The following is an 18,365-nucleotide window of genomic DNA, read 5'->3' on the forward strand; positions in this document are numbered from 1 at the left end:
GAACGCGATGACAGCCGCCATCGAATCCCACCGCGACACCGTCGTGATCTCGGTGTGCCCCTCGCCGAGGTCGCGCGTGAGGAGCCACGCGCCGAGGCTGCCGGGCGTCGAGCGGTAGGCGTCGATGCCCGTGCGATCGACGTAGTCGGCGGAGGCCTCCCGGGCCTGCGTGCGCACGACACCGGTCCAGACGCGCACGATCGGCCGCTGCTCGCTCATGCCTCGACGCTGCTCCGCCCCGACCGCACGACCTACCGCGTCGGCCGCTCGGGCGACGGCGCCTCGGCGAACGGACTCGCGGCAGCCGGCGCGGGCCGCACCGCCGCGCGCCGGGGCGCAGCCGCCCCCGGGCTGCGACGCAGCAGCCGCATCGCGTTCACGATCACGACGAGCACCGACGCCTCGTGCACGAGCATCCCCACGGCCATCGTCACCCCGCCGAAGAAGACCCCCGCGAGCAGGGCGGCGACGGTGAGCAGCGCGATGACGATGTTCTGCCTCATGACGGCGACGGTGCGCTTCGCGAGCGCGATCGCCTCCGGGAGCCGCAGCAGGTTGTCGCCCATGAGTGCGAGGTCGGCGGTCTCGACCGCGACCGCCGACCCCGCGGCCCCCATGGCGACGCCGATGTCGGCGGTCGCGAGCGCCGGCGCGTCGTTGACGCCGTCGCCGACCATCGCGACGGTGTGCCCGGCGCGCTGCAGCTCGCGCACCGCGTCGAGCTTGTCCTCCGGCAGCAGTCCGGCCCGCACGTCGTCGATCCCGGTCGCGTCCGCGATCGCCTCGGCGACGAACCGCACGTCGCCCGTGAGCATCACGACGCGCTCGATGCCCGTCGCGTGCAGCTGCTCGACCATCTCCCGGGCATCCGTGCGCACCGTGTCGGCGACGGCGACCACTCCGGCGACCTCCGCGTCGACCGCCACGATCATCGGCGTGCGACCCAGCCGGGCCAGCTCCTCCGCGGCTCGCGCGGCGGAGCCGTCGTCGACGACGCCGAACTGCTCGAGGAGCGCGGCGTTGCCGACGAGCACGCGGCGCGAGTCGGCCGCCGCGACGATCCCCTTGCCGACGACCGGCTCGACCCGCTCGGGGAGGGCGTACGCGACGCCCTCGGAGTCCGCGGCCTCGAGGATCGGGCGGGCGAGCGGGTGCTCCGAGCCGGCCTCGGCGCGCGCGGCCCAGTGCAGCACGCTCGCCCGGTCGAAGCCCTCGCCGAGCACGACGACGTCGGTGAGCTGCGGTCGGCCCTCGGTGAGGGTGCCGGTCTTGTCGACGGCGACGACATCGATCCTCGCCGACGCCTCGAGGAACTCGCCGCCCTTGATGAGGATGCCGTCCTTGGCCGCGCGGCCGATGCCGGCGACGATCGCGACGGGGATCGAGATGACGAGCGCACCCGGGCAGCCGATGACGAGCAGCGTGAGCGCGAGCACGACATCGCCGCTCGCGATGCCCGCGACGAGCGCGAGCACCATGACGGCGGGCGTGTACCACCGGGCGAAGCGGTCGATGAAGCTCTGCGTCTTGGCCTTCGCGTCCTGCGCCTCCTCGACGCGGTGGATGATGCGCGCGAGCGTCGTGTCGGCGCCGATGCCGGTCGCGCGCACCTGCAGGAAGCCGCTGCGCGAGATCGTGCCGGCGAACACCCGATCGCGCTCGGTCTTCTCGACCGGGATCGATTCGCCGGTGATCGATGCCTCGTCGATGCTGCCGGCACCGTCGATGACGACGCCGTCGACCGGCACCTTCGCACCGTGCTTCACGAGCACGGTCTCGCCGGGCGTCACGTCGGCGGCCGAGACCTCGACCTGCCGGCCCCCGCGCAGCACCACCGCGACATCGGGCGCGACGGCGACGAGCTCGGCGAGCGCCGAGCGAGTGCGGTTGAGCGTCGCCGACTCGAGCGCGCCGCCGATCGCGAACAGGAAGGTGACGGCCGCCGCCTCCCAGTAGTTGCCGATGATGATCGCGCCGATCGCCGCGACCGAGACGAGCAGGTCGATGCCGATGTCCTTCACCACGAGCGCCCGCACGGCCTTGACCACGATGCCCCAGCCTGCGACGACGGCCGCGGCGATCATGGCGAGGTTCGCCGCGAGCGTCAGCTCCGCGAGCCCGTCGAGTGCGAACGAGAGCACGATGAGCGCGCCGGCCGCTGCCGGCACAGCCCATCGCCCTCGGATGGACGCGCGAAGCTTCTGCATGGTCATGCTCCCCTTGAGCTCTGGAGTCGACGAACCGCCGCGCAGCGGTGCCTGCGCGGCGGTGATGGTCAGTGGCTGAAGATCAGAACGCCGATTGCTTCGCGGTGTACCCGGCCTTGGCTACCTCGTCGATCAGGCGGTCGACGCTCACCTTCGTGGCGTCGTGGTCGATCTCGATGCGGCTCGACGCGAAGTGCACCGTGACGTCGTCGACGCCGTCGAGCCGGCCGACGCGCTTCTCGATCTTCGAGACGCACGAGGGGCAGGAGAAGCCCTCGGCGCGGAGCTTCGTGCGGGTGGTGGCTGTGGTGGTCATGGCCATCCTCTTCCTCTCGGTCGGCCCTCTATCTGAAGGCTCACCTGCAGGCTACGAGCGTCACGAAGGGCCGACCATGACGCGCGTCATGCTGCTGCAGTCGGGTGCAGAAGAGCGGATGCGTCGGTTCAGTCGTCGGCGGAGGCCGCGGCAGCGAGACCGGCAGCGTCGATGATCCGCGTCCACCGCCGGCCCGACTCCACGAGCCCGGCCCGACGCATCCGACTCATCGCGCGCGAGACCGATTCGGGCGTCGAACCGGTGAGGCCCGCGAGATCGGCGCGAGTGAGCGGCATCTGGATGAGGATGCCGCCCTCGGCGGGCTCGCCGAACTTCTCCGCCAGGCGCAGGAGCGTCGCCGCGACGCGCTGCGTGACGGCCGTCGAGCGCTGGGTCATCGCCTCACGGGTCTCGATGAGCTGCGCCGAGAGGTCGTCGATGAGCCGCAGCGCGACGCTCGGGAACGCGCGCAGGATGCGGTGGAAGCCCTCCGCGTCGATGCGCAGCATGCACGTCGAGGTCAGTGCGGTGACGGTCTCGCCGTACTCGGTGCGGCCGAACGTGTCGATGCCGCCGAAGGCGTCGCCGGAGCCGAGCAGGTCGACGACGACCCGCTGGCCGTCCGCGCTCGAGCGCACCGCCTTGAGCCGGCCGGCGGCGAGGACGTGGAAGTAGCGGGCCGGCTCGCCCTGGCGGTGGATGTCGTCGCCGGCGGCGGTGTGGAAGTTCACCATCCGCGCGTCGATCTCGCGCAGCGCCTCAGCGTCGAGCCCCGCGAACAGCGGTGTGCGCGAGAGCACGCGCATCCGCACCGCCGGCGAGCACGAGTGGGTCGGGGCATACGCGGTCTGCACGGGGATGACCCGCCGGCCGCTGGGCTCGAACGCCTCGTTCACGTCACTCGACACGACTCCACTCTGGCGCATCGAAGCATCGACGAGAGTCGCCACCGTTGACCACCGCGTGCTGCGCGAGGGAGCGCCCAGTGGAATAGCCGACACTTCCGACGGGTTGTTCAATATTGAGAGACATGCGGATCGCATGTCGCGACGGTTCGGACCGCGCGCCGATGGGCGCCCGCTGGACCGGCCCCATAGAGAGGAGCAACCACCATGGCTGCAGATCTTGACTTCACCGGACGCACTGTCCTGATCACCGGCGCCGCGACAGGCATCGGGCGCGCGACCGCGCTCGCCTTCGGCGAGCATGGCGCGAACGTCGTCATCGGCGACATCGATGATCGCGGTGCCCAGACCGCCGAGGCCATCCGGGCCGCGGGCGGCAAATCCGTCTTCCAGAAGACCGACGTCACCAACCCGGAGCAGCAGGAGTCGCTCGTCGCCCTCGCGGTCTCGGAGTTCGGCGGTCTCGACATCGCCTTCAACAATGCGGGCCTCCTGCCGCCCACCGCTCCGCTCGCCGAGCAGACGGTCGAGGACTTCCGCCGCACGCTCGACGTCGACGTCACCGGCGTGTTCCTCGGGCTCAAGTACCAGCTCGCGCACATGGCCGAGCAGGGCCGCGGCTCGATCATCAACACCGCGTCGGTCGCGGGCCTCCGCGCCGACCCCTTCATGGCGCCCTACGTCGCCGCGAAGCACGCGGTCGCGGGCCTCACGAAGGCCGCCGCGCTCGACTACGCCGCCCAGGGCATCCGCGTCAACGCCATCGCTCCCGGACTCGTGCGCTCGCCCATGACGCAGCGCTGGCTCGACGACCCCGAGACGCGCGAGCGCGTGCTCGCGGACTCGCCGATCGGTCGAGCGGTCGAGCCGGAGGAGATCGCGGGGCTTGTGCTGTTCCTCGCCGCCGACATCACGACCGCCATCACGGGCGCCGTGTACCCGATCGACGGCGCGCGCACGACGCACTGATCGTTGCAGCCGCACCGCTGAGGGCGCCGGGCTGAGGCTCGGCGCCCTCAGCGCTCGGTGACGACCCCCGACTCGACGCTCCAGTGCCGGTCGAGCGTGACTGCCTCCAGCATCCGCCGGTCGTTCGTGACGAGCAAGCGGTCTCGACGTCGAGCCCCGCGGCAGCCGCCCCGACTTCCCTGTTCGCGTCCCTGCTCGAGTCTCTTCAGCTGTCGCGTCGCTCGTCGAGCACGCGTCTGATGGCCTCTCGAGCCAGCTCGTACGCCGTGGCACCGTCGATCCGCGCTGCGGGCACGCGAACGAGCCCCCATCCGTGCTCCGGCGCCAGCAGGTCGCGCAGCAAGTCGTTGTACGCACGCTGGCGCCCGCGCGAACACGCACCGGGGAAACCCTTGGCCGCCTTGGACGCGCGGTACGCATCCGCCTTCACGGCCCAGGTGCCGCACAGCGATGCGTATCCCGCGTGGTCGAGCGTCGAGCGATCGTCGAGGTACCGCAGCGTCTGCAGCCGGAACGACGTGAAGTGCTGGAGCTCGTCCACTTCCACCATCGTGCGCGTCGGCAAGTGGACGAGGTCGTTGGGCAGCGGCCGCAGCTGCTTGGCCGCTTGCGCTTCGGCATCCCCGCCGAGCGCGGCGAACGCCAACGCGAGCCGGTCGAGCACACCCTGCGGCACCCCGGACACCGCGAGGTGACCGCGAGTCGTCAGCCAAGGAACGTGCGACATGGGCACGAGCTCGATCCCGTCAGCGGCGGCGGCAGCCCCGACGGCTCGCTCGACATCTCCGACCGGCATCCGACTCTCCGTCCGCTCAATACTCGGTGACGACCCCCGACTCGACGCTCCAGTGCCGGTCGAGCGTGACCGCCTCGAGCATCCGCCGGTCGTGCGTGACGAGCAAGAGGGTGCCGTCGTAGGTCTCGAGCGCCTGCTCGAGCTGCTCGATCGCCGGCAGGTCGAGGTGGTTCGTGGGCTCGTCGAGCACGAGCAGGTTGACGCCGCGCGCCTGCAGCAGCGCCATCGCGGCACGCGTGCGCTCACCGGGCGAGAGCTCGTCGACCGGCCGGCCGACGTGGTCGGCGCGCAGCCCGAACTTCGCGAGCAGGGTGCGCACCTCGCCCGACGCCAGCTCCGGCACGAGCGACTCGAACGCATCCGCGAGCGGTGTCGGGCCCGCGAGCAGCGACCGCGCCTGGTCGATCTCGCCGATCGCGACGCTCGCGCCGAGGCTCGCCGAGCCCTCGTCGGGGTCGCGGCGGCCGAGCAGGGCGCGCAGCAGCGTCGACTTCCCGGCGCCGTTCGGCCCGGTGATGCCGATCCGCTCCCCTGCGCTCACCTGCAGCGACACGGGCCCGAGCGTGAAGGCGCCCTGCCGCACGACCGCGCCGTTCAAGGTCGCGACGACCGAGCTCGAGCGGGGCGCTGCACCGATCTCGAACTGCAGCTGCCACTCCTTGCGCGGCTCATCGACCTCCTCGAGCCGCGCGATGCGGCTCTCCATCTGCCGCACCTTCTGCGCTTGCTTCTCGCTCGACTCGGTCATCGCGCGGCGGCGGTTCTTGTCGTTGTCGGGCGCCTTCTTCATCGCGTTGCGCACGCCCTGGCTCGACCACTCGCGCGTGCGGCGCGCGCGGGCGACGAGATCGGCCCTCTGCTCGGCGAACTCGTCGTACTGCTCGCGCGCGTGGCGGCGGAGCGTCGCCCGCTCCTCGAGGTACGAGTCGTAGCCGCCGCCGTAGACGCGGTTCGACGACTGCGCGAGGTCGAGCTCGAGCACGCGGGTCACGCAGCGCGCGAGGAACTCGCGGTCGTGGCTCACGAGCACGACGCCGCCGCGGAGGCCCTGCACGAAGGCCTCGAGCCGCTCGAGCCCGTCGAGGTCGAGGTCGTTCGTCGGCTCGTCGAGCAGCACGATGTCGAAGCGGCTCAGCAGCAGCGCCGCGAGCCCGACGCGCGCCGCTTGCCCGCCGGAGAGCGACGTCATGAGCGCCCGCTCGATCGGCTCGCCCTCGAGCTCGAGGCCGAGCTCGGCGAGCACGATCGGGGTGCGCTCGTCGAGATCCGCGGCGCCGCTCGCGAGCCAGCGCTCGAGGGCGGATGCGTAGGTGTCGGCGGGGTCGGTGCCGGCGGGCGCGAGCGAGGGGTCGCCGAGCGCTTCGGCGGCGTCGTCCATCTCGCGAGTCGCGGCGGCGCAGCCGGTGCGACGCGCGATGTGCTCGACGACGGTCTCGCCCGGGACGCGCTCGTGCTCCTGCGGCAGCCAGCCGACGAAGGCGTCCGCCGGCGCGAGCGACACCGTGCCGGTCTGCGGCTCGTCGACGCCCGCGAGGATGCGGAGCAGGGTCGACTTGCCCGCGCCGTTCGCCCCCACCACGCCGACGACGTCGCCCGGCGCGACCGTGAGGTCGAGCGAGTCGAAGAGCGTGCGGTGGCCGTGGCCACCGGCGAGTCCCTGGGCGACGAGCGTTGCGGTCATCCCGCCATCCTCCCAGCCGCAGGCACGCGGCGCTCATCCACAGGCATCGCCGCAGCTCGCTCCTGCGCTCGCGAGACCGGGCACAGTCCCGGTCATGACGAACATCACGCGCGACGACCTCGTCGCCCATCTCCCCGGAGATCCCCTGCCACGGCGCCACGGCAAGCCGTGGACGGAGGAGGACTACCGCGCCGTCATGCGCGCCATCCGCGACGGCGGTTCGCTCGAGGAGATCGCCGCGCGCGTCGGCCGCACCGAGCAGGGCCTGCGCGGTCAGCTGCACCGCATCCTGCCCGTCGACGAGCGGCACTTGGCCGCCGATCTCGTGCTGCCGAGGCTGCGCCAGCTCGACGCGGACGGCGACTACGACTGGCTCGCGGCGCTCGCGCAGCGCTCGCCATACCCGTGGGAGACGCAGCGCGAGGCCGAGACGCGCGCTGAGCGCGGCATCCCAGCTTTCGAGGATGAGGAGCTCCTCGCACTAGCCTTCGCAGTCGCCGTCTGCCGGAGCAGCGACACGGTTCTCGCGGCCGTGCGCCGGCAGCTCGGTCGAGAGCTGCACCGGCGCGGCATCGACGCTCGCTTCCGGCAGCGCGTCGCCGCCGAGATCGACAGCGCGAGCGATCTCCTCGGCGACGCAGATCCATACGGCTGGCCAGAGCGCTACTACTGACGGCCCATGGGCTGAGGTCGCGCGCTCACGCCGCCTCGATCGGCAACCAGTACTCGCACGTCGCGTGCGACCCCGTGAGCTCGAGGTACCGCAGGATCGACGGGCCGGGGCGCAGCCGCCACGGGTTCGACGGGAACCAGTCGGTCGCGGTCGCGGCCATCATCGACTGCAGCGCCTCGGGGAACGGTCCGCTCGAGCGGAAGACGGCCCACGTGCCAGCGTCCGCGCGTACGACGTCGAGATCGTCGGGCACAGCCGAATCGGCGCGCATCGCGACGCCGTGCAGGTAGGTGAGCGGCGAGCCCTCCGGAGCGTCGGGCTCGATGCCGGCCATGACGGCGAGGATGCCGGCCGGCTCGGTGTCGCTCAGGCCCTTGAGCCGCGCGCTTCCGCCGGCCCCGTGCCGTGCACGGAGCGGAACGCGCGGCCGAACGCCTCGACGGAGCCGTATCCGTAGCGCACGGCGACGTCGAGCAGGCTCGGCGCTCCGCGCACGAGCTCCGCGGCTGCCAGCGTCATCCGCCGCCGTCGCACGTACTCCGACAGCGGCATCCCCGCGAGCGCCGAGAACATCCGGCGCACGTGATACTCGGTCGTCGCGTGCTCTCGAGCGAAGCGGGCGGCGTCGATCGGCTCCGCCGGATCCCGCTCGACGAGTTCGACGATGGCGTTCAGCGTGCCGATCACGGTCCTCCTTCCGCACTCCATCGTCGTCGCGAGCCCGTCGGCGCACCCGATGATCCATGCAGGGCTCGATCGCCGCTCGCGACAGTCGTGCGCGCGCAGCGACGGGCCACCGGGCACACTCGAGGCATGGACGATCTGCTCGTGCTGCCCGGCCCGGGCGCCCCGCGCGGGCTGCGGGTGCCCTCGGCCGAGCTCGTCGAGCAGTTCTCCCGCTCGTCCGGCCCCGGCGGTCAGGGCGTCAACACCTCCGACTCCCGTGCGCAGCTGAGCCTCGACCTCGGCTCGACGACGGCGCTCGACGACGACCAGCGCCGACGGGCGCTCGACCGACTCGCACCGCGCCTCACCGGCACGGTGCTGACGATCAACGCCTCGGAGCACCGCTCGCAGCTCGACAACCGCGTCGCCGCCAGGCGCCGCCTCGCGGCCCTGCTCCGCGACGCCGTCGTGCCGCAGCGGGCGCGCCGCGCGACCCGCCCGACGCGCGGCTCGCAGCGGCGGCGAGTCGAGGCGAAGCTCCGGCGCTCCGCGACCAAGCAGCACCGCCGCCCTCCGCGGCCCGAGTGACGAGCGGCAGCGTCGGCGGCCGCGGCTACCCTGGCCCCATGCAGCCATCGCGCGCCGACAGCATCGCCGAGCGCCGCCGCGAGGTGCTCGAGCGGCTCGAGGAGGTCGAGCGCGAGCTCGTGGAGCTGCGACGGATGCGCGAGGGCCTCAACGACGACGACGAGCACGACCCCGACGGCGTCTCGCTCTCCTCCGAGTGGTCACGGCTCGAAGGGCTCCGGCAGACGCAGCTCGACGCCCTCGCCGCGATCGACGAAGCCAGTGCGCGGCACGAGCGAGGCGAGGACTCGCTCTGCAGCGTCTGCGGCCGGCCGATCGCTCCCGAGCGGCTCGAGGCGCGACCGCAGGCCACGACCTGCATCGACTGCGCCCGCCGCCTCGAAGCCTGAGCGTGCGACAGCGCCCGCGCCCCGGGTCGCCGCAGCGCGGCTGGCTGTAGCCTGGCTCCATGCGACGCAACGCGAGCTCGGGATCGCCCGACGGTCATAGTCCGCGCGCCCAGGTGACCCTGGGCGCGCCCCAGCCCGCGGAGGCCCGCCGATGAGCGCGGATCTCGCGACGAACATCGCCCTCGTCGTGGCGTTCGTCCTGATCGGCGGCGTGTTCGCTGCGACGGAGATGGCGCTCGTCACCCTCCGCGAAGGCCAGATCAATGCGCTCGCCGCGCGAGGCAAGCGCGGCGAGAAGGTGGCGGGGCTCGCCCGGAACCCCAACACCTTCCTCTCCGCCGTGCAGATCGGCGTCACCGTCGCCGGCTTCGCCTCGGCGGCCTTCGGCGCCTCGTCGATCGCGCCGTATGTGACGCCGCTGCTCACCGGGATCGGACTGAGCGAGCAGGTGGCCGGCACCGTCGCGACTGTCGTGCTGACGCTCGCGATCGCCTACCTCTCGCTCGTGCTCGGCGAGCTCGCGCCCAAGCGGCTCGCGATCCAGCGCAACACGGCGTTCGCCTACGCCGTCGCACCGATCCTCAACGGCTTCGCGATCGTGATGAAGCCCGTCATCTGGTTCCTGTCGATCTCGACGAACCTCGTCGTCCGCCTCCTCGGGGGCGACCCGCACAAGACCGGTGAGGAGATGACGGAGGAGGAGCTGCGCGACATGGTCTCGAGCCACGCGGGCTTCCCCGACGAGGAGCGGCGGATCCTCGATGACGTGCTGTCGCTGCGCGACCGCCAGCTGAGCGAGGTCATGCGCCCTCGGCCCGAGGTCGCCGCGCTCGACGGCACCGCGACGATCGAGCAGGCGGCGGCCTTCGTGCGCGAGCAGCCGTACTCGCGCTACCCGCTCATCGATCGGAGCATCGACGACATCACCGCGTTCGTCCACGTGCGCGACCTCTTCGACGCGGTGCAGGACCGTTCGGCCGCGACCGTCGGCGAGATCGGTCGCCCGATCCCCTACTTCCCGGCGACGGCGCGCGTGCTGCCGACGCTCGCGTCGATGCGGGCCGAGGGGCACCACATCGCGGTCATCATCGACGAGTACGGCGGCACCGACGGCATCGTCACGCTCGAGGATCTCCTGGAGGAGGTCGTCGGCGAGATCTTCGACGAGTACGACACCGAGACCGGGCCGAGCGAGCTCTCGACGGAGGGCGGCGCGGTCGACGGCCGGCTGAACTTCCAGGACTTCGAGGAGGCGACCGGGGTGCGGCTGCCGAGCAGCTCCGCCGACACGGTCGCAGGCTTCGTGCTCGAGCGGCTCGGCCGCCTCGCGAAAGTCGGCGACGTCGTCGCAGTCGACGGTGCGCTGCTCAGGGTGGATGCCCTCGACCGCCACCGGATCGCCGAGCTGTTCGTCACCCCGGTCGCCGAACCCACCGGGGACGGCGAGGCGCCTCCCGAGCACTGACGTCGCCGGCGGTCTGGCGCAGCGCCCGCGAGCGCCGCTACGCTCGCGCCATGCTGCGGGCAGCGACGGCCCACGACGCCTGGGTTCCGGCGGTGATCGCCGTCGCGCTCGCCGCGCTCGGCGCCGTGCTGCTCCAGCTCAGCGCGCTGCTGAGCGTCGTGCCGGAGGCGCCGATGGAGCTCGCATGGCTGCTCGGCTGGGTGCTGCTGACCTGGGCGGTCATCGCGGCCGCCGTCACCCTCATCGCGACCTGGCGCTCGCGGCTCGCGCCGCGCGCTCCCGTCGCGCCGAGCATCGTCCTCGCGGCCGCGGCCGTCGCCATCATGGTGCTCGCGGCGGCGCTGCACCCGCCGTTCGGCGTGGGCGGCGGCGTCGGCTGACGCCGTGCTCCCGGGACGCGAGAGACGCGAGAGCCCCTCTCGCAGCTCGCTGCCGAGGGGCATTCACGTGGCCTTCGTCCAAGGCATCGGGCGCCCCAGGAGTTCCGAGAACGATGATGTCCGGCGAGGCTGGGAGGGGCCCGAGCGGTGCCTGAGACGTCTGCTCGGTCGAATGGGCTACCGGGCCCGCCCGTTCGACCGGATCGCACGCATCCGCCTGGATCGTGACGCCTCCGCCCTCGGTCACGCCGCCTGCTCCTCCGCCGTCTCGAGCGGGATGGAGCCGGCGCGGATGCCGCGCAGCACGCGGAGCGTCCGCGCGACGCGCGGCAGCGAGATGATCAGCAGCCCGCCGAGCATGTTGCACGGGATGACGATCGCGAACCACTGCGCGAAGTCGCCGATCGAGATTTCTGCGCCCGCGAGCATCGCGCCGAAGATGATGATGGCGTTGAGCGCGCCGTGCAGCATGCCGAAGCCGATCACCAGCAGGCCGGAGATCGTGCACGTGACCACCGCGACGACGTCGTCCGACGAGCCCTGCTGCATCCGCGTCGACAGCGTGATCGTCGCGCCCGCGAGGAGCGCGAGCGCGATCATCACCGGCAGCGAGGGCTGGTCGATGTAGCCGAGGGCCGAGTCGATCATCGTCTGGCGGTAGCCGGGCAGGCCGACGACGACGATCGCCATGAACGCGAGCCCGCCGAGCAGGTTGGTGACGAGCGTGACCGCCCAGAGGCGCAGCATCTGCAGCCACGTGCCCTGCCCGGCGATGACGGCGTTCAGCGGCAGGAGGAACTCCTCCGTGAAGAGCTCCGAGTGCGCGAGCTTGAGCGCGAGCAGCCCCACGCCGAACGCCATGCCGGCGAGGATGTCGGAGCCCGTCGCCTGCTTGACGAGCACCATCGCGAGGATGCCGAGGCCCACGTCGAAGCCGCCGAAGACGCCCGTGATGACGAGCTCGGGCCACTTGCGGTTCAGCCGCTCCGCGCCCTTGACGACAGTCGTGACGGCTTCGTCGAGCAGCGCGTCCTCGATGTCGAAGTCGCTGTCGCCGAGGTTCCGGCGCTGCTCACGCTCTTCCATGCGCACAGCGTACGGATGCGGTGCCGAGCGCCGTCACCCGTACCTGACGAACATTCCGTGCGCGACCGCCGCCTCTGACTCCGGCGTGTCGCCGCCAGCTGCCCTGCGCGACGACCCTGCCGTCCGCTCGATGATCCAGACGGCCTGGGCGCCGATGCGCCTCGAGTGCTCGACTATGACGACGTTGCTAGCGCCGTCGGTGATGCCGGTGCCGCATGAGCCGATCGACGTCGGCCACGTCGATCCCGAAGCGGAGTGGTCAAGTTCTCCCTTGCCGATCGACACCTGCACGCATGCGGCGCACTGCGGCCTAGGTAAACAGGCGAGCGCAGGAGCGTGCGGCTCGCTCGTTACGAGGCGCTAGATCGACTGCAGGAACGCAACACCGAATGCCAGGAGGCAGAAGCCTCCGCTCGCGACGATTCCAACCAAGTCTGACTTCGTCAATGCGTCCTCGCGCGCCGTGGCAATCGGAATGCGGGAAGCCGCTGACAAAGTGCGCCCATTCTCATCTACTCGCCTACCGATATCCGCGAGGAACATGAGCGCCGAAAAAGCCGCCAGGAGCGCCCATAATCCCACCTCTTCGGGGAACGAAGCGACACGCGAAGCAAACACCCCGATCGCGACTGAGCTCGCAACGAGCAGAAAGCGGTGCAATGACGAGATAGTTCCGGCGACTCGTCTCACGCGGATCCAGACTCCTTCGGCCCAGCTGAGATCAGTTCAGCGACCTTATCAATATCCGCTGCGGAAGACGACCCGCCGAGTCCGTCGAGCCTCTGCGACATAGACATTCCCCAATCGTCCAGCGAGCGGAACTCGGATTCGAATCTATTCTTGTAACGCTCAGCTGCATCGAACTCCATCGTCGCGATAATACCCGCGGACTGCGCATAGCGAGACTCGATGTCAGTCCGCGCCATCTCAACGCGACGTTCCATTTGACGCCTGAGTTCGGTGATCCGCTCCTCGACCGCTGCTTCGACCGCCTTCGGGGAAGTCTCCGAGTAATCGACCACTACCTCGAAGGACGACGCAGCGGTGAGTCGAAGCAGTCCAGCACCATTCTCACGACACGAGGCGGCGAAACTATCGTGGTAGTCCCGCACAACGATATAGAACGGACCTGCTTTCAGCGAGTGCGAAGCTCGTGCAAGATTCCCGAGCCACTTCGGCACAGCCTTGTCTTTGACGGGTCGAAGGTAGTAGAAGGTTCTCTGTCCCTCAGCGTCGAGGCTTTGAAGGTCACCGGAGATTGATCCCACTAACTTCAGATCGGCAGGAATCTCAATCTGCTGCAACTCATCCACCAAGGAGAAACCTGCTTGGTCGATGGCCACCTCAGCGAGAGCTCGCATCTCAGCCTTCGCCGGCTCTTCATAAGGGACTATCACCGAGCAACCTCTAGAATCTGGTCGATAAGCTGGCGCAAGGTGAGCAGCCGCTCGGATAGGGCGGCGGAGACAACGCCCTCGTCACGGAGGCTCGTCAAGTCATCCGCCAGCACCTCGGCCTTCTTTATCAGCGTTTGCTGTCGATACCCTTCAGCCGCGAAGTTCTCAAAAACCTCTTGGGGAGTGACCCTTACGTCGGTCACCAACTCGTCAAGCGCGTAGTCGACAAGATCAGCATCGACAGGGTTATTCTCGAGCGCCTTCGTGAGCCGGCCGAGTAGACGGAAGTCGGTCACCGCTCGAAGAGTCTTTTCCTCCGCCTTGCGGGCGAACGCCCGGATTACCTCCGCTCTGGTGTGCTTCGCAGCAAAACTCGGAACAGCGCTGCGAAGAACGGACTCCGCGGCTTCGATTTCCAGGTAAAGGTCTTCTCGATGCACCTGATCGTTCCGATCAAGATGAGCCTCATCCAGAATCAGTTCAATCTCTTCCTCGGGCAGCGAAAGCAGCCGACGAGCCCTACGAACCGTGGAACGCGTGACCCCGGTCATTTCCGAAAGGCGCTTCTCTCCACGCTCGCCGGAGATCTGCATAACCTCGCGTAGAGAGAGGGCAACGCTGATCAGGGGCCAGTCCTCGCGGACATTGTGGATGTTGAACATCCGCAATAGATTCTCGAGGGGATCCGGAACCGGTATGACATTCGTTGGAACGGCACGCAAGCCCAAGTCGATCGAGCACCGCCATCGCCTCTCCCCGTCCATCAGGACGAAGGTGCCGGGGTTCTCAGGATCCTCGTAGACGATCAGCGGTACGAGGATACCGACCTCCTGAATGGAGGTCCTTAGAAGATCAAGACGCTCTTCGTTGAAGTAACGGCGTGGATTGTTCGGGTTGGGCTTGATTGATGCGGGATTGAGTTCCGCCTGCCGGCTGGACGACAGCATCTCCGGGGGCTGCGTCACGAGACCAGAACGCTTTCCGCTACTGGTCGACGCCGTCGGGTGTCGCTCGCAAGTGAACTGCGCCTCACTAGTGCATGTTCGCGGAAGCCTGGATAAAGCGCACGAATCGCAGTGTTATAGGCGTTTGTGACGATGACGTGAGCGCCCGCTGAGCTCAACCGGTCCGCGACACGAGCCAGTCGCTCCTGATCCTCCCAAGTGAACAACGTCGCGTTGTAGTCTACGAATCCTTCTCGCCGTTTGCTTGAGGCGTATGGCGGATCAAGGAACACAAGATCCCCTTCGCCCGCGCCCTCGAGCGCATCTTCGAAGTCGAGCGTCGTAAGACGAGTATCGCCACGTCGAAGCTGGCTTGCAGCGTCCACCAAGTGTTGCCGCTCGACAATGACCGGGGACTTCGGTCGGCCATAAGGCACGTTGAATTGCCCGCGGGCGTTGACTCGGTACAGTCCGTTCCAGGAGGCGCGGTTCAGGTAAAGGAATCTGGCGGCCTCCTCGACACGATCGCCAGACTGGGAGGCTCGGACTCGATAGTAATATTCGCGGTCAAGCACGTCCATTCCGTCCAATGCATCTAGCACGCGCTCAGGCGCGCTGCGGACGGTTTCATACATTGCCATCAGGGGGGCGCACGAGTCGTTCAAGCGAGCGCGTTCTGGTTGCAACAAAAAGTACATCGATCCTGCGCCGAGAAATGGCTCGTAGTAGGTCTTGAAGCGAACCGGGAGGTGCTCGACCAGTTGCGATAGCAGTCGTTGCTTGGAACCCGCCCAGCGCACGAACGGCCGAGGCGACGCGCTCAGCGTCCGAGCAGCCCTGCCCGCCAACTCTGCTCGATTCAATACACTCCATGGCACATCTGCGGCATCCGGGTCGCCTGGATGCCGATTCGCCTGGGCGACGATTGTCGATCGCAAAGTTCCTCCGACTGTCTTTCCCGGATGGTAGCTGAATCGTCGCCGTTCGGACTCCATCACCGCACGAACACGCCGCGGCTTGAGTGCGCAGGTCGTGATCCCTGTCCTTCAACACGAGGAGGCCGTAGGTCCGAACTACAGGTCGGACGCGCTGCAACAGTGGCGAACGCAGACGAGACGAGCGGTCGCGCCGGCGCAGCAACGAGCCGATGGCGATAGCGCCAGGCGCGGCTGGGGTCGTCTGGGTCAGTGTGGAGATGCGGTCGTGCAACGGTTGGTCGCCCACTGCACCGGTCGATGCGCCTTCGCCCGCTCAGAGACCGCCGAACGTTACGTCCGACGCCAGCTCGCCCGAATCGGCTACTGAAGCCCCGCCCTCATCGGAACAGCGCCGCCGCGAGGTAGGGGGCGGTGCGGCTCGTCGCGCTCGCCGCCACCCGCTCGGGCGTGCCCTCCGCGACCACCTGGCCGCCCGCATCCCCCGACCCTGGCCCGAGGTCGATGACCCAGTCGGCCTCGGCGACGATGCGCATGTCGTGCTCGACCATGATGACGGTGCTGCCGCCGTCTACGAGGCGGTGGAGGTGCGCGAGCAGCCGGTCGGCATCGGCCGCGTGGAGGCCCGAGGTCGGCTCATCGAGCAGGTAGAGGGTGTCGCCGCGCTGGCCGCGCTGCAGCTCGGCGGCGAGCTTGACGCGCTGCGCCTCGCCGCCTGAGAGCTCGGTCGCGGGCTGGCCGAGCGCGACGTAGCCGAGCCCGACGTCGAGGAGCGCGTCGAGGTGCCGGTTGACCTCGGCGTCGTCGGTGAGGGATGCGCGGGCGTCGCGCACGCTCATCGCCAACACATCCGCGATCGAGCGGCCGTCGAGCTCGATCTCGAGCGTCTCGGCGTTGTAGCGGGCGCCGCCGCAGGTGGTGCACGGCGCGTGGACCGTCGGCAGGAAGAGGAGCTCGACCTCCATCGTGCCCTCGCCCTTGCACGTCGGGCAGCGGCCGGCGGGCATGTTGAACGAGAAGCGGCTCGCGGCGTAGCGGCGTCGCCTCGCCTCGGGCGTCGCGGCGAACAGCGCCCGCACGCGGTCGAACAGGCCGGTGTAGGTCGCGACGTTCGAGCGGGAGGTGCGGCCGATGGGCCGCTGGCTCACCTGCACGACGCGGCGCAGGCGCCCCGCCGGCCCGTGGGCGCGACCGGCGGTCTCGGCCTCGACGCGCTGCGTCAGCGGGTCGGCGGGCGCCGCGCCGTCGTCGGCCGCGGAGGCGTCGTCGACCTCGCTCGCGAGGCTCGCGCGCAGCAGCTCCGGGAGGGCCTGCACGACGAGCGTCGACTTGCCGGAGCCGGAGACGCCGGTCACCGCGGTGAGCGCGCCGAGCGGGAACGCGACCGAGAGGTCGCGCACGTTGTGCCGCGAGACGCCGCTCAGCTCGAGCGCACCGTCGCCCTCGCGCCGCGCTCGCCGCTCGCGGCTCGGCTGCGGCGCATCGAACAGGTAGCGGCGGGTGACCGACTCCTCCGCGTCGCGGAGGCCCTCGAGCGGCCCCGAGTAGACGACGGAGCCGCCCTCGGCACCGGCGCCGGGCCCGATGTCGACGATCCAGTCGGCCTCGCGGATGACGTCGAGCGAGTGCTCGACGAAGAAGACGGAGTTGCCCGAGTCGCGCAGTCGCCGCAGGATGCCCAGCAACGACTCCGTATCGGCGGGGTGCAGGCCGGCGGAGGGCTCGTCGAGCACGAAGACGACGCCGAAGAGCTGCGAGAGCACCTGCGTGGCGAGGCGCATGCGCTGGAGCTCTCCGGAGGAGAGGGATGCGGTGGTGCGGTCGAGCGAGAGCGAGCCGAGCCCGAGGTCGATGATCGGCGCGAGGCGCGCGAGCAGATCGGTCACGAGGCGCCGAGCCGCGAGCAGCTGCTCGGGGTGGTCGTCGCCGCCGCTCGGCCGCCAGCCCGGTTCGAGCACGCCCCGCAGCAGCGCCCCGACGTCGTCGAGCGGCATCGCCGCGAGCTCGGTGATCGCGAGCCCCTCGAACGTGACCGCGAGCGCCTCGCCCTTCAGCCGGCGACCCCCGCACTCGGGGCACGCGACGCTCACGATGAACGACGCGGCCCGCTCGCGCATCCGGGCGCTCTTCGAGCCCGCGAACGTGCCCAGCACGTAGCGGCGCACGCCCTGGAAGGTGCTCATGTAGCGCGGCGGGGTGCCGTCGGCGATCGCCTGCCGCACCTCGGCGGGGCCGCGGTCGGTGTAGATCGGCACCTGTGGCGACTCGTCGGTGTAGAGCGCCCAGTCGCGCTGCTCGCGTGGCAGCTCGCGCCACGGCACGTCGATGTCGTAGCCGAGCGAGATGAGGCTGTCGCGCAGCTGCTTGCCGTGCCACGCGGTCGGCCAGGCGGCGAGCGCGCCCTCGCGGATCGTGAGGGATGCGTCGGGCACCATGAGCGACTCCGGCACGTCGTGCACCTGGCCGAGTCCGTGGCACGTGGGGCACGCGCCCTGCACGGTGTTGGTCGAGAAGTCCTCCGCGTAGAGCATCGGCGCGCCGGGCGGGTACGTGCCGACGCGCGAGTAGAGCATGCGCACGACGTTCGAGATGGAGGTGGCGCTGCCGACGGTCGAGCGCGCCGAGCCGCCGGAGCGCTGCTGCGGCAGCGCGACGGCCGGCGGCAAGCCGTCGATCGCGTCGACGTCGGGCACCCCGACCTGGCTCATGAGCCGGCGCGCGTAGGGCGCGACCGACTCGAAGTAGCGGCGCTGCGACTCGGCGTAGATCGTGCCGAACGCGAGCGAGCTCTTGCCGGAGCCGGAGATCCCCGTGAACGCGACGAGCGCGTCGCGCGGGATGTCGAGGTCGACGCTGCGCAGGTTGTGCTCGCGGGCGCCGCGCACGCGCACGCGATCCAAGCCGTCCTGCGTACCGCTCCCCAGTGCATCCATCACGCCAGCCTCTCGCGAGGCCGGTGCGAGCACCC

The 18,365-nt window shown here is 70.1% G+C and carries 17 protein-coding genes and 1 pseudogene; 6 read left to right on the top strand and 12 right to left on the bottom strand.

All coding sequences use genetic code 11. The features are described 5' to 3' along the window. Positions 1 to 251 precede the first annotated feature (251 nt). The 3 genes from H508_RS15015 to H508_RS15020 all read right to left on the bottom strand — a co-directional run bounded on the left by H508_RS15015 (position 252) and on the right by H508_RS15020 (position 3,431). Positions 252 to 2,207: a heavy metal translocating P-type ATPase gene (locus H508_RS15015; RefSeq protein WP_051222905.1), complete on the bottom strand. Its 1,956-nt coding sequence runs from the start codon at positions 2,205 to 2,207 to the stop codon at positions 252 to 254. An 82-nt stretch (positions 2,208 to 2,289) separates the two neighbouring features. After that, on the bottom strand, positions 2,290 to 2,529 hold the full coding sequence (locus H508_RS0106610) for a heavy-metal-associated domain-containing protein (protein WP_026373477.1): 240 nt from the start codon (positions 2,527 to 2,529) through the stop codon (positions 2,290 to 2,292). Positions 2,530 to 2,651: 122 nt separating this feature from the next. Continuing rightward, the gene (locus H508_RS15020) at positions 2,652 to 3,431 is read right to left on the bottom strand and encodes a Crp/Fnr family transcriptional regulator (protein WP_245569471.1); all 780 of its coding nucleotides are present in this window, start codon (positions 3,429 to 3,431) and stop codon (positions 2,652 to 2,654) included. Between the two features lie 204 nt (positions 3,432 to 3,635). Here H508_RS15020 and H508_RS0106620 point away from each other — a divergent pair, with 204 nt between their 5' ends. After that, on the top strand, positions 3,636 to 4,397 hold the full coding sequence (locus H508_RS0106620; protein ID WP_026373478.1) for an SDR family NAD(P)-dependent oxidoreductase: 762 nt from the start codon (positions 3,636 to 3,638) through the stop codon (positions 4,395 to 4,397). 205 nt (positions 4,398 to 4,602) lie between these two features. On the opposite strand, the gene H508_RS0106630 is transcribed toward H508_RS0106620, so the two are convergent. Both H508_RS0106630 and H508_RS0106635 read right to left on the bottom strand, forming a co-directional pair. Then, the gene (locus H508_RS0106630) at positions 4,603 to 5,193 is read right to left on the bottom strand and encodes a DUF7255 family protein (protein ID WP_035254201.1); all 591 of its coding nucleotides are present in this window, start codon (positions 5,191 to 5,193) and stop codon (positions 4,603 to 4,605) included. A 16-nt stretch (positions 5,194 to 5,209) separates the two neighbouring features. Continuing rightward, entirely contained in the window at positions 5,210 to 6,874 is a 1,665-nt protein-coding gene (locus tag H508_RS0106635; protein WP_026373480.1) for an ABC-F family ATP-binding cassette domain-containing protein, read from the bottom strand. 94 nt (positions 6,875 to 6,968) lie between these two features. Here H508_RS0106635 and H508_RS0106640 point away from each other — a divergent pair, with 94 nt between their 5' ends. Further along, complete coding sequence (locus H508_RS0106640; protein ID WP_026373481.1) at positions 6,969 to 7,547, top strand: hypothetical protein; 579 nt, start codon at positions 6,969 to 6,971, stop codon at positions 7,545 to 7,547. A gap of 25 nt (positions 7,548 to 7,572) precedes the next feature. On the opposite strand, the pseudogene H508_RS15025 reads toward H508_RS0106640, so the two are convergent. Further along, positions 7,573 to 8,234 (bottom strand): annotated as a pseudogene (locus tag H508_RS15025) (AraC family transcriptional regulator). A gap of 126 nt (positions 8,235 to 8,360) precedes the next feature. On the opposite strand from H508_RS15025, the gene arfB reads away from it, so the two are divergent. From arfB to H508_RS0106665, 4 genes are all read left to right on the top strand, one after another. Next, positions 8,361 to 8,801: an alternative ribosome rescue aminoacyl-tRNA hydrolase ArfB gene (gene arfB / locus H508_RS0106650; RefSeq protein WP_026373482.1), complete on the top strand. Its 441-nt coding sequence runs from the start codon at positions 8,361 to 8,363 to the stop codon at positions 8,799 to 8,801. A 38-nt stretch (positions 8,802 to 8,839) separates the two neighbouring features. Further along, positions 8,840 to 9,190, top strand: coding sequence for a TraR/DksA family transcriptional regulator (locus H508_RS0106655; RefSeq protein WP_026373483.1), 351 nt, complete (start codon positions 8,840 to 8,842; stop codon positions 9,188 to 9,190). A 151-nt stretch (positions 9,191 to 9,341) separates the two neighbouring features. Then, positions 9,342 to 10,655, top strand: a complete 1,314-nt coding sequence (locus tag H508_RS0106660; RefSeq protein ID WP_026373484.1) for a hemolysin family protein — start codon at positions 9,342 to 9,344, stop codon at positions 10,653 to 10,655. Between the two features lie 50 nt (positions 10,656 to 10,705). Continuing rightward, positions 10,706 to 11,035 carry a hypothetical protein gene (locus H508_RS0106665; RefSeq protein ID WP_026373485.1) on the top strand — a complete coding sequence of 110 codons (330 nt, stop codon included), beginning with the start codon at positions 10,706 to 10,708 and terminating at the stop codon, positions 11,033 to 11,035. Between the two features lie 243 nt (positions 11,036 to 11,278). Here the strand turns inward: H508_RS0106665 and H508_RS0106670 are convergent, their stop codons facing one another. The 6 genes from H508_RS0106670 to H508_RS0106690 form a co-directional block, all read right to left on the bottom strand. Next, entirely contained in the window at positions 11,279 to 12,121 is an 843-nt protein-coding gene (locus H508_RS0106670; protein WP_026373486.1) for a formate/nitrite transporter family protein, read from the bottom strand. A gap of 33 nt (positions 12,122 to 12,154) precedes the next feature. Next, on the bottom strand, positions 12,155 to 12,406 hold the full coding sequence (locus tag H508_RS0106675; protein ID WP_026373487.1) for a hypothetical protein: 252 nt from the start codon (positions 12,404 to 12,406) through the stop codon (positions 12,155 to 12,157). 401 nt (positions 12,407 to 12,807) lie between these two features. Beyond that, a complete protein-coding gene (locus H508_RS17380) occupies positions 12,808 to 13,434 on the bottom strand; it encodes a hypothetical protein (protein ID WP_156906009.1) in 627 nt (208 codons plus the stop codon). 80 nt (positions 13,435 to 13,514) lie between these two features. Continuing rightward, the gene (locus H508_RS0106685) at positions 13,515 to 14,465 is read right to left on the bottom strand and encodes a ParB/RepB/Spo0J family partition protein (protein WP_156906010.1); all 951 of its coding nucleotides are present in this window, start codon (positions 14,463 to 14,465) and stop codon (positions 13,515 to 13,517) included. 14 nt (positions 14,466 to 14,479) lie between these two features. Beyond that, positions 14,480 to 15,457 carry a DNA adenine methylase gene (locus H508_RS17120; protein WP_084155172.1) on the bottom strand — a complete coding sequence of 326 codons (978 nt, stop codon included), beginning with the start codon at positions 15,455 to 15,457 and terminating at the stop codon, positions 14,480 to 14,482. Positions 15,458 to 15,777: 320 nt separating this feature from the next. Continuing rightward, on the bottom strand, positions 15,778 to 18,330 hold the full coding sequence (locus H508_RS0106690) for an excinuclease ABC subunit UvrA (protein ID WP_051222906.1): 2,553 nt from the start codon (positions 18,328 to 18,330) through the stop codon (positions 15,778 to 15,780). Positions 18,331 to 18,365: the final 35 nt, after the last annotated feature.

Source organism: Agrococcus lahaulensis DSM 17612 (genome assembly GCF_000425105.1).
Classification (GTDB): domain Bacteria; phylum Actinomycetota; class Actinomycetes; order Actinomycetales; family Microbacteriaceae; genus Agrococcus; species Agrococcus lahaulensis.